This is a genomic window from Pontiella sulfatireligans (assembly GCF_900890705.1).
GTDB classification, from domain to species: Bacteria; Verrucomicrobiota; Kiritimatiellia; order Kiritimatiellales; family Pontiellaceae; genus Pontiella; species Pontiella sulfatireligans.
In genome coordinates, this window is the sequence record NZ_CAAHFH010000004.1 from 241,966 (window position 1) to 252,790 (window position 10,825).

Below are 10,825 nucleotides of genomic sequence, written 5' to 3' on the forward strand. Positions count from 1 at the left end.
TTGCTGAAAACGCTGTCACAACCCCGTGGCACGACAGATCATGTCGATCCACTCATCCCAGTTGTCATCCACAACCGCCATAGCCGGTTTGGGATTCCAATCCTTGTCATAAACCGAAAAATGCGCCGGCTTGAAGTCGCCCGGAACCACTTCCCCTTCGACCACCCCCGAATCGTCGAGATCCGCGGCAATATCCACAAACTCCCATCCAAACTGGGAGCCGTTGCGAATCGTATTGATCAGCAACTCCTTCATTTCCCTCGCATGGTAGTCTGTTCCGTTGATGGTCATGTGTTCTGTGATAACCCAGTCCGCCCCCGTCAGCTCCATCGCCGCCTTAACCCGCTGGTAGGCCTTCAGGTTAGGCGCGCGGTTGCCATAGTGCCAGTGCCAGTTGACCTGGATGATGTCGATGGTCTGAAGCCCCTTCAGGAATACAATCGGATCGCCGCAGCGGTTCATCATCGTCGGCTCATCGGCATCGAGATATTCACATGCCGCCCAGAAATCATCTCCAGCAACTGCGCGGAATGCCTTTGCATCCCCGCTCACCCATGCCGCCAGCCACTCTGCACGAAACTGATTCCAAACCGGATCGTAGACAAACTCCTGCGGGACAGGGAACGTATCCGGAAAAGGCTGTGCGTCCGGGTGATTATCCGCCATCCATTTTTCATAGGCCCGGCGTGCGTCGGGGGAATAATCGATGGCCAAATCGCCCATATACTGCGGCTCCACCGTGGTTTCGCAGTAGAGAATCTTTGACATATCCAGCCTGGAGGCCAGATCGGAAATATAGGCCCGCGAAACGCGCAGATAATCCTCCGAATACAGGGAGGGAACTTTCGACATATAACCAAACTCGACATCCGACACATGCTTCCCATCAATACCAACCGCGACACTGTCAGGGTAAACGTCCCAGTACCCATCCGGAATCTGCCCGCCGCCCACGCCGTAAGTCTCCACCGAAAGCGACACAAACATATCGCGGGAACAGATCTCGTCGATCAGGCGGTTAAGCGGCTCAACATCCACATCAACCACACCGTCTCCATCCTGATCCATATGATGCCAGTAGCAATTCAGCTCCAGGCAGTTGTAGTTCTTGGACTTGATGATGTCCAAATCAGCAATCAGCTGATCGATCTCATCATGGCTGCTGAAGTTTCGTAGCGGTTTCCCGATTTTAAGGAAGCGATATTCGCCCTCCACAAACAAGCGCCCGTTTTTAAGTTCAACTTTTTTTCCGTTGACAATACGACTCTTCACAACCCAACCCTTTTGCTTTTTCATTAAAATCAGCGACCAAGTTAAACGTTTAACCCTATTAGTCAACCGTTTTTTCAATAATCATACTGCGGGCATATCGGCTTCCAAGCCCGTCATGTGTGAAAAAGCGTTTTTTCCGTTGATAAACAGTGTTTATCAATTCATATTGCCAAAAATCAGAAGATAATAGGGACCAACATGCACGAAAAACCCACCAACATCAAAGATGTCGCCGCCGAAGCAAAGTGCTCCATCGCCACCGTATCCTGCGTGCTGAACGACCGCGGACGGATCGGTAAGGCCACCCAGAAGCGGGTGCGCGAAGCCTGCAAAAAACTCAACTACTTCCCCAGTTCAGCCGGACGCAACCTGCGCAGCCGAAAGACCGAAAGTATCGGCATCCTCTTCTACCCCTCTTGTGCCCACATTTTCCATAACGTCTTTTACTCGGAAATCATGGTAGGGCTCGAAGAGCAGCTCACCGAAGCCAACCAAAACCTTCTGCTGGCCGGATATGATATTTCAATCGCCAACCATCAAGAAGAACTGCCCAAGTTCATTCGAGAAGGCAGCGTCGACGGCGTAATCCTGATGGGTGGATGTCCAGACGACTTCAAGCAAAAGGTGGTCGAAGTCAACCTCCCCTTCCTGCTGCTCGATACCGATATCTCAGGCGTTTCAGTCGATTCCGTCATCTCCGACGGCTTCCGTGCCATGATCGCCATGGTCGGCTATATCCACAGCAAGGGGCATCGAAAAATGATGATGGTCCGGCACAAGTACGACAACTACAACGAAATCTCCCGTTGCATGGGTTTCGAAGCCGAAACCCGCCGACTGGGGATCGAGGCCGATGTCATACGGGTGGCGACCAACGACGAGGCCACGCAGACCATCATCGACCGCATCGGCACCGACAATCCCGTCACCGCCGTCTGCACCGTAAACGACGACATGGCCGCCGATATCATGAACAAGCTGATGGCCGCCGGAATCAATGTGCCTGAACAAGTCAGCATTACCGGCTTCGACGACACTGAATTTTCGCGCGAAACCCACCCCCCGCTCACCACCATCCACATCGACCGCAAACAGATGGGCGTGGAGGGTGCTAAAACCATCCTCAGAAGAATCAGCGACCGCGAGGCCCCGCTCCGCAAGCTCGTCATCTCCTCCGAGTTGATTAAACGTAACTCCGTCAAACAGCTCTAAGACGTTTCACTACGCGGTCGGCCCAGTTGGATTTTAATACAACCTTTTTACCGCTCTGCTGCCTCTGGTCGACCTGACGAGATACCGAACAACGGCACCAATGACCCAGATCCAAGGAGTGATGAAACTCTTTTCTACAAACGCCGCTGACGGGCGTTGAACCTCACAGGCAGCACCAACAACAACTTCCCTAGGCGAAATAAATAAAAACCAATTTTAATTTCACACACCTTTCGGCGGGATCGTGGGGCAAGGCACGTTCTAGGCGACGCAACCAATTCACCTTGGACAACTTACAAATGCCCCATGACACCAATACAGTCTATGCGGCTTCAAGTTTTACAGGAGGGAATCCGGATGGCCTCGAACAAACATTATAAACTCGGAGTTCCGTCATGCTAATTAACAGTGCATTCAAAAACTCGTCTCCCAGATGCGCTAGAAAACAAAAAATAAAGCTGCACATAATTTCCTTTAGATTGTGACTGCTATTGCGTGACGTCTGCGATTTATTTAAGCGAAATTCGGGAAAAACGAACGGAATAAGGCTTGGGAATAGAGCCCGCCGAGGTCGAATTATGTGAAGCAAATTAAGATGAAACGTGTTCTTTTCGGCTGAGTTCAGTCCAAATGAAACCTCTACTGCACATAATCAGTTACTTCACATAACATTATGTGGAGCTCCACATAAATAATGATTCCCCATCAGAGCAAACGCATGGACTTTCCAGCCACACCGGTCACAGGCCTCTTCAAGCGTATCAAGAAATATCTCGCAATCCTTATCGGTCTTGAAAATTGTTTCCTGACGATTCCCGCGACACATCACATGGTATACCGCGCCCCCAAATTCAACTCTGGGTTTACGTGCCATACGAAAAAAAAAGCATATCCATTATGCAAGAAAAGGGAAATGTTAATATTCAAGGACTGACCCCATTTACGTGCCATACGAAGAAAAAAGCATATCCATTATGCAAGAAAAGGGAAATGTTAATATTCAAGGACTGACCCGAATGCCACTTCCTTAAGCTGCTTTGGCATTATATTTACTCCGATGCTTTATCTCGATCATTTCATGACGATGCAGTGTTAAAAGTTGATAGGGTTTGAGTCTTCTTTTAAGGCATCGCGGCTCACTCCTTCCGGGCCGAAAGGGAATTATATTGGTGCGGATCGAATCGAGCAGGTTTTCCCGTATCCGAAGGATTTCGGATGGGCAAAGCGCGGCTCGATTAAAGTATACTTCCGCCTGCCGGAGTGCTTGTAGTGCGCCTTTATAACTCAGCCGCATGGGGTCTTTTTCATGAGCGTGCGCGGTCTCATAGATCAAATGACGAATGGCATTGTAGGCGATGAAATACATGAGCAGTTCCTTCCGAATCATCGCGGGGGATTTGCAACGCAATATATCCATTTTCGTGGTTGTTTTTAGGTCGCGAAAAAAGAGTTCAACGCTCCATCTGCGATAGTAGAGGTCGGCGATACTCTTTGCTGAATAGATAAGCGGATCGAGTAGCGTAGTGATGATGTAAAAGCTTTTCACTCGGAATCCAGGCTGCTCAACATCGACTTTGATTTGACGCAATAGAAGCTCTTCGGGCAACTGGTTCCACTCGTCTTTCGGGAGGGGTGCCTTTTTATACCAAGCGGGCCTTTCCCAGCGAATCAGGAGATCATTGTTCGCCAACTTTTTGATGCAGGTCTGTTCCGTTTTCGGTATTCGACGCGCTAATGGAATGATACTGTCAACGCCCTTTTCTCGGAGCCGATCAACATCATAAAAACTACAGAACCCTTTGTCCCCCAGGAAAATATCCCCTTCCTTGAAAGTGCCTTCCTGCTGGCGAAGCAAGGGGAGTTCATGGTTTTTTTTATTTCCGACTGCATAGCTTAGAATTGCGCCCGTCGCGAGATCGAAACAGCCGAGCAGGCGCATTGTCGGGAAACCGCACCCTTTTTTTTGAGAGGAAATTTGAGGCCATTCGTCTTGATTTTCAGAGGTGTCAGGCATACTCAACCCCGTTCCATCAACAACAATAACGCGCCGGCCCGCGAGAGGCTGATCGTCGAGGTTAACATGAAACGACTCTGAGGTGTGTTTGAGGATTTCGACCAAATCCGTCTCCTCTAGTTTTTTTCGCGCCTTGCAGTAAGAACCCGTGGAAACGGACAGCGACTGATCACTATTGAAAGCGAGATATGTTTTCAGTTTTTTAACGACTTCAGCACAGCCCCCATCGGCATCAATAATCTGAGAAAAGAACGCCCAGAAAGTGGTTTCCTTGCTGAAAATACGGTGACGACTATGATGTCCCTTCACATTGTTTTTCAAAAAACATTCGGGAATGAAACGTCCGAAACAAGCTTTTAGACCCAGCAGTGATTTGTCTTTTTTATGCATCATTTCATCGGCCATTATTTGTGCCGTAGAGCGCGGTTTTTTACGGAGCGATTGAAGATGAAGTCCAGGCAGGAATGGTGTTGTATTATTCATGCAAGATACTTGCATTCTTCGTGATATATATCAAGATAATAGCATTGGTTTTTACCCTAAAACTGCGGTTTTATGTGTGTGACAGGAGCCCTTAAGGAAGTGCCATTCAGGACTGACCCCATTTAAGGACTGACCCCATTTACCCATTTATGACCCCATTTATAATATTCAAGGACTGACCCCATTTCCACATCCATCCGTCTTCCCCCCAGGAAAGATCGCGGGAGTGAATCACTTCCCCGTGATCCGTCCAGTTGATCAAATCCTTTGATGAAAAGGCGTGATAGCCATCCATCGCATCATAGCCGCCTTTATCGCCCGGGCGCCGCGGATTATCCTGCGAGCAGTAGACCCATACCTCTCCGTCCCAGACGTTCACGTCCGGGTCCGTGGAACTGATGTGCCGAACCAACGGGTTGCCTTCCATCTTAAACGAATACGGATATTCGATCTCCTTTTCCTGCGCCTGGATTCCGGCAGCAAATGCCAGCAATATGGTCGTAATCAGTAGTCCATACTTCATTTAATCCACTCTCCAATTCTTAATTTTTTGCCTATACAACGAGAACCGCTCCAACTTGGGAGAGACTATATTTATAAAAACTTCAGCCCTACCGTATTCTAAACAGGCCGATTAAAAAAAACAGTGCACGACAACCTTTTCGCCAATCAAAGCACTGTTAGGCAAGCCGCAGTATTCGTGCATTCGCTTATTACTTCCTGTACCTTTTAAATTATTGCTTAAGGTTCAACATGGCGCATCCGTGCGAATTCACATGTATTGAAAATCTATTGGTGAAAGATCCAACCGCTTCATGCTTCCATAAATCACGGATCTCGGCCTTTCTGTTGGGCTTAATACCTATTTCCTCCCAGGTAAAAGATACCTCTTTCGGTTTATCCGTTTTCTGCAAAAGAACAACACATAACGAGCCGTCCGCCAGCGGGCGGCTCCACAGCTCCACTTCGTCCGATTTCCGGAGACGTTTTGCCGGGATTACCGCCGCATCCTGATTGACTGCGATCGCCTCTTTGTTGATTAGAATCTCTCGTATTTCGAGCGTCATGGTGCACACATCATGCCCCATGATCAGCGGAGCGGGGAGCAGGCACCACATGGTGAACTGGGTCTTATATTCATCAACGGTTTGGTTACCGTTTCCGATTTCCATCATATCGGGATCCGCCCAGCATCCCGATTTGATCAATGGTGCAACCTCGGCCATTCGATCAATAATATCCAGCGTGGAAAACGCCCAGTTCTTTTTATCTTCGGGTATGGACTCATGGTCATAGTAATCTTGGATATCATTGGTGATCCGCCACATATTGCACATCTCACTGATATTCGTCGGATTCGATTCTTCATCACTAAAATGAATGCTGTGAAGAATGGGTCGCTCCGCAGCCGATAAAGCATCCCGCATGGTGCCCCAGTATGCGTTCGTGGACGGTGTTTTGTACGCATCGTTTTTTATTAAGTCTATTTCCCACTCCGCCCACTTCCGGGCATCCCGGTTCTCTTTACCGATCGACCGCCAATGGGTATATAATCCAAGCTTCAGACCGCGCCCATGCATGTAGTCAGCAAGGTGTTTGATTCCATTGGGAAATTTATCTGCGAAAGCCTCGTTCGCTTCGTCTCCGCACCAACCGGCGTCGATATTCACATAAATATAGCCAGCATCGGCCAACCCTGAGCTAATCATCACATCTGCAGTTTCTATGAAAACCTGCTCATCAATTTCTTTTCCAAACGCGTTCCAAGAATTCCATCCCATCGGAGGAAGTTGCGCAACCCGGTTATCCAGCGAAAAACAGCAGCCAGTGATTATGAACCAAACCAAAACCGTGATACTCAATTTTTTCATATTCTCATCCCTTTTTACGGAGCGACCTACAATTATTCATTAGAAAGTGATAGATAAACCAAGCCGAACCTAGCACACCATGCTTTACGTACGACCGCCGGAACGTCAATTTCATATCCATACGTTGAACTGATAGTCGGTCTGATTATTTTACCAACGGAAACCGGGGAAGCCGCACAAACGGAACAGTGATCTTGATGGGCGGCGCCAACGATCTATTTCTGACCAAACAGATTTTTGTGATCATAAACGCGATCAACATCAATGACAACGCGCCGGAAATCAAACAGTGACCCAATCGCATGATCATCCTTAATTTCCAGGATAATATGCAGTTGGCAACCGGCGGCCCCACTAGGAATCTCAACCTGTGTCTCCGGATGCGTCGGATCTGAAATCAACACGTTCCCGGCATACGTTCCCGCTTCAACATATTGCCACCATGTGTAGCTAATTGAATCCCCGTCAGGATCCGAAGAGTTCGCCGCATTGAACGAAAGGATTTCACCCGGCAATGCGGTCATGTGAATAATTTGATCCGAGTTGTCATTGCCTACTGCCGCCACCGGATGATGATTGGCTTGAGCGTATGATTTCACACACCAATCCATACGGCACTTGAAATCACTGAACATACTCTCTCGCCATCGCCAAACCGGAACATAGTCGCCGCTGATCATTTTATTATCCAATGGATTGATCCAACAATCACTGACCTCACGGTACACATAGAACGGTGCCGTCTTCTCTTCGTCCTTGCGAATGTCATAATGTCGCGACCAGAAACAGGAAACTTTCTCCGTACTGAAGCGGCCACCCCACCCACCCCATCCAGGGTGGTTAATGTCAAATAATCCTTTATTAACCAACCCCATCCACGGAATGGTTCCTCCACCTTCCATGAACGCATAGTTTTTTCCCCATGCCCGGGCCGGATAAACTTCTCCGAGTGCTCCATGCCCCGTCATCACATGTTCCTTTAACCAGTCATGCTGCCCCTTCGTGGTATAGGCATAGGGTTGCCAGAAGTAGGGGCCTAACTTATCGAAATCACTGGTATGGATGTCACCGTCAGCCCCCCCGGGCCCTCCATAGGCATAGGTCTGAAAATTACTTCGTATCCAGTGGATTTTAGGAAATTCGCTGCAAATCCATGCGCCCGCATTGTCCTGAGCTCCGTTTTCAAAAACGCGTAGCTTTGCCACAATCCGATCGAGCTCCTCTCTGGAATGTGCCCTCCTGAATTCATCTAAAGCCTGTCCTAATGTATTTGCTCCGGCATTCAGCACGATCCAAATTGGGCGAGGATCATCTTTCAGAAATAGGTCCAGCAACAGATCCGATCCCGGACTTGACTTTCCCTCACCGATATCGGCGATTCCATATCCGGATTGTCCCGCAACAACCAGACGTCTTAATCGAGCAGGTTCCGGCCATCCTTCCGCATGAAGCCTGAGGTTTTCAAGCACCTTTTCGTAAGCATCAATAAGTTTTACAAACAGTTCAGGATGTACAACCTGCTTATACGGTTTTTTCAGTCCCGGATGGATATATTTACCGGTTACGGCAATTAATCCTTCGATTTCAAACTCATTTGAACACATCAGCATATGGGCGATTTGCTGTTCTTCATCCGGTTCATTACCCATATCGGCAAGGATGACCAGTCTATCTTTATCGGCAGCATGTATTGATGTTGATAATAACACTAAAAATAGCAGTACAATCGATCTGTGTGACTTAAAAAAACTACCTGTCATATCCGTACTTTCCTTTGGTTTAATTATCGGATAGGGCCAGCCATGCTGCCCCGGCTAAAATCACATTTATTTTACTAATTCAAAGTAGGGCAGACGTTTCAGCGGAACATCGATTTCTACGGACGTTCCGCCCGTGTAGACGTCCCCCCTCTCATCCTTCCATGTTCCAGCGGGCAGAATCACTGAACGCGAACGAGCACCTTTTTCAACAACCGGAGCGACGATGATATCATGCCCGAGAACAAACTGATCTTTCACCATTTCATATTCCCCGTTGGGAAAAGCCATAGCCATCGGCTGGACGATCGGCTCGCCGGTTTTTGAAGCCTCCATTGCCAAGTCCAGAATGTGTTCTCCCATCTCTAAATGCAACTGGGCCATCTCATGGCACATCTGTTCATTTTTTTCAGATAGAATCCGCCAAGGCGCCACGGAAAACTGCATCATCGGCATCAGCGCGTGTACCTGCGCCGAACGGACGACCAGTTCTTCATCAATGACGGCCCCGTTCAGGAAACTACGGTATTCACCGCCGCCGATCATATCCGGGCAGGTATAGGCGTAGCCCATCACACTCTGAGACATCTGATCGGGAATCAGTTTCGCGAGATCTTCCCAGCGATGACCTTTATCGCGCAGACGCTGCGCTAGCGGAAGGCCTGCCATTTTCCAGGAGGCACGGTATTCATTGAGCGGATAATTCAGCCCGAACTCTGCAAAGAACTGCGTGTGGTCGTTCGGCGAGACATCCCTTTTCCAGGACACAACACCCTTGGCATAGAATCCGGCATCACCCGCATCGAATTTGAAACCGTCCACGCCATATTCCGCCACCAGATAATCCAGCTTCTCTTTGAACCAGGCCTGCGTTTTAGGATTGCTGAGATCGAGACAGGCACTGGCCCCGTTCCACCAGCGGATGACCGCCGCTTTATTCTTTGTATTCGCCCAAAGGATATTCTGTGTCTTCTGCGGATCGAGCAACAGGAGCCCGTCCTGGGCGAGCTGACGGAAATCGGCTGAATCAGCCGATACAAATGGACAGACCCAAAGCATCACCTTAAAACCCATGGCATGTAATTTATCCATCATACCTTTGGGGTCCTGGAAGCGGCGCGGTGAAAATTCCCAGGTTCCGTAATCCTCCTGCCAGTTGTCATCAATCATTAAAACGCCCGGCGGATATCCCTTGTCGATAATGGCCTGAGCATAAGCCAGAATATCTTCTTCATTCTGGTCATACATCAGCTCAATCCACGTGTTGTACTGAGGATGGGTAAACAACAGCGGATCCGGAATCTTTCCATCGGAAGGGAAATAGGATTTCACCACATGTCCATACGCATCACGCAGGGTTTCACCTTGTGTTCCAGAATCAATCTTCCCTTCGCGCGTCGTAACTGTAATTTGGCCGGCATTGAATTCATACTTAATCGGCTGTTCGCTCCAGACATAACGGCCTTTGCTGGAAAGCAAAAGCGGCTGCGCCTGATTGCCCTGATTATCGCCGTATAAATCATATGAAACCTTTGACGATGCGTCATACGGGGTTTCATGCCCCTTGGAACTGAGCCCCGCCCACCAATATTCTCCATCCAGAACCTTCAGCTCCAGCTTATCTGCAAACGCCGAAAACTGAACACCGGCCACCATAACCAAACATGTGCTTATCAATCGTTTCATTTTATAAACCCTTTCTAAATTCGTACTCATCCAGTGTTTTTTTTTCGTAATCGGTTGAATTTACCCAACTCGTTTTTTTCGGGCTAAATTCACCGGCCATGAAGCGTTCGTAGAAATTCCAGCCACAGGGCTCAGAATAGCCATAGGTATCGAACACAGCACCGTTGCCAGACATGCGCGGATCGTCTTGCGTTTTGAGCCAGCGTTCCATCCGCTCTTTCATTTCTCGCTTCAACATTCCTGCCTTTTCGCTCTGAGCCAAGTTATCCATGCACTCGCGGTCGTGGGCAATATTAAACAGTTCCTCGGCAACCGCGCGCTTGCCGAACGACATATCCCAGTATTTCGTATCCTTCCCCTCGCGACGCATGTTGAGAATATAGGTTTTAGTGGGTGAACCGTCGCAGTCGAGATAGCCCAGTTCCGGGTTACCGGTCGGCCAGCGGTCGAGTTCATAGTTGTAGAGATACAGATGATCCTTGCCGACGATCCCGCGGATGGGGTAGCCGGCATTACCGGGGCGGCTGTAG

At 48.9% G+C, this 10,825-nt stretch carries 7 protein-coding genes and 1 pseudogene; 1 reads left to right on the forward strand and 7 read right to left on the reverse strand.

Features of this window, described 5'->3' with window-relative positions; translation table 11 throughout:
• Positions 1–15: 15 nt before the first annotated feature.
• Positions 16–1,296: a hypothetical protein gene (locus tag SCARR_RS27900; protein WP_168433685.1), complete on the reverse strand. Its 1,281-nt coding sequence runs from the start codon at positions 1,294–1,296 to the stop codon at positions 16–18.
• A gap of 174 nt (positions 1,297–1,470) precedes the next feature.
• On the opposite strand from SCARR_RS27900, the gene SCARR_RS27905 reads away from it, so the two are divergent.
• Positions 1,471–2,484: a LacI family DNA-binding transcriptional regulator gene (locus SCARR_RS27905; RefSeq protein WP_136066052.1), complete on the forward strand. Its 1,014-nt coding sequence runs from the start codon at positions 1,471–1,473 to the stop codon at positions 2,482–2,484.
• A 1,027-nt stretch (positions 2,485–3,511) separates the two neighbouring features.
• Here the strand turns inward: SCARR_RS27905 and SCARR_RS27915 are convergent.
• From SCARR_RS27915 to SCARR_RS28480, 6 genes and pseudogenes are all read right to left on the reverse strand, one after another.
• Positions 3,512–4,981, reverse strand: coding sequence for an IS4 family transposase (locus SCARR_RS27915; protein ID WP_136061451.1), 1,470 nt, complete (start codon positions 4,979–4,981; stop codon positions 3,512–3,514).
• 139 nt (positions 4,982–5,120) lie between these two features.
• A complete protein-coding gene (locus tag SCARR_RS27920) occupies positions 5,121–5,504 on the reverse strand; it encodes a glycoside hydrolase family protein (protein WP_136066056.1) in 384 nt (127 codons plus the stop codon).
• A 211-nt stretch (positions 5,505–5,715) separates the two neighbouring features.
• Positions 5,716–6,852 carry a glycoside hydrolase family 27 protein gene (locus tag SCARR_RS27925; protein ID WP_136066058.1) on the reverse strand — a complete coding sequence of 379 codons (1,137 nt, stop codon included), beginning with the start codon at positions 6,850–6,852 and terminating at the stop codon, positions 5,716–5,718.
• A 215-nt stretch (positions 6,853–7,067) separates the two neighbouring features.
• Entirely contained in the window at positions 7,068–8,612 is a 1,545-nt protein-coding gene (locus SCARR_RS27930; RefSeq protein WP_136066060.1) for a nucleoside hydrolase-like domain-containing protein, read from the reverse strand.
• 66 nt (positions 8,613–8,678) lie between these two features.
• Positions 8,679–10,295 carry a glycoside hydrolase family 31 protein gene (locus tag SCARR_RS27935; protein WP_136066062.1) on the reverse strand — a complete coding sequence of 539 codons (1,617 nt, stop codon included), beginning with the start codon at positions 10,293–10,295 and terminating at the stop codon, positions 8,679–8,681.
• Between the two features lies 1 nt (position 10,296).
• Positions 10,297–10,825, reverse strand: a pseudogene (locus tag SCARR_RS28480) (sulfatase family protein); the annotation flags it as partial.

Coding starts and splice junctions, on each gene's coding strand:
- SCARR_RS27900 (WP_168433685.1), bottom strand. CDS start 1,296: ATGAAAAAGCAAAAGGGTTGGGTTGTGAAGAGTCGTATTGTCAACGGA.
- SCARR_RS27905 (WP_136066052.1), top strand. CDS start 1,471: ATGCACGAAAAACCCACCAACATCAAAGATGTCGCCGCCGAAGCAAAG.
- SCARR_RS27915 (WP_136061451.1), bottom strand. CDS start 4,981: ATGAATAATACAACACCATTCCTGCCTGGACTTCATCTTCAATCGCTC.
- SCARR_RS27920 (WP_136066056.1), bottom strand. CDS start 5,504: ATGAAGTATGGACTACTGATTACGACCATATTGCTGGCATTTGCTGCC.
- SCARR_RS27925 (WP_136066058.1), bottom strand. CDS start 6,852: ATGAAAAAATTGAGTATCACGGTTTTGGTTTGGTTCATAATCACTGGC.
- SCARR_RS27930 (WP_136066060.1), bottom strand. CDS start 8,612: ATGACAGGTAGTTTTTTTAAGTCACACAGATCGATTGTACTGCTATTT.
- SCARR_RS27935 (WP_136066062.1), bottom strand. CDS start 10,295: ATGAAACGATTGATAAGCACATGTTTGGTTATGGTGGCCGGTGTTCAG.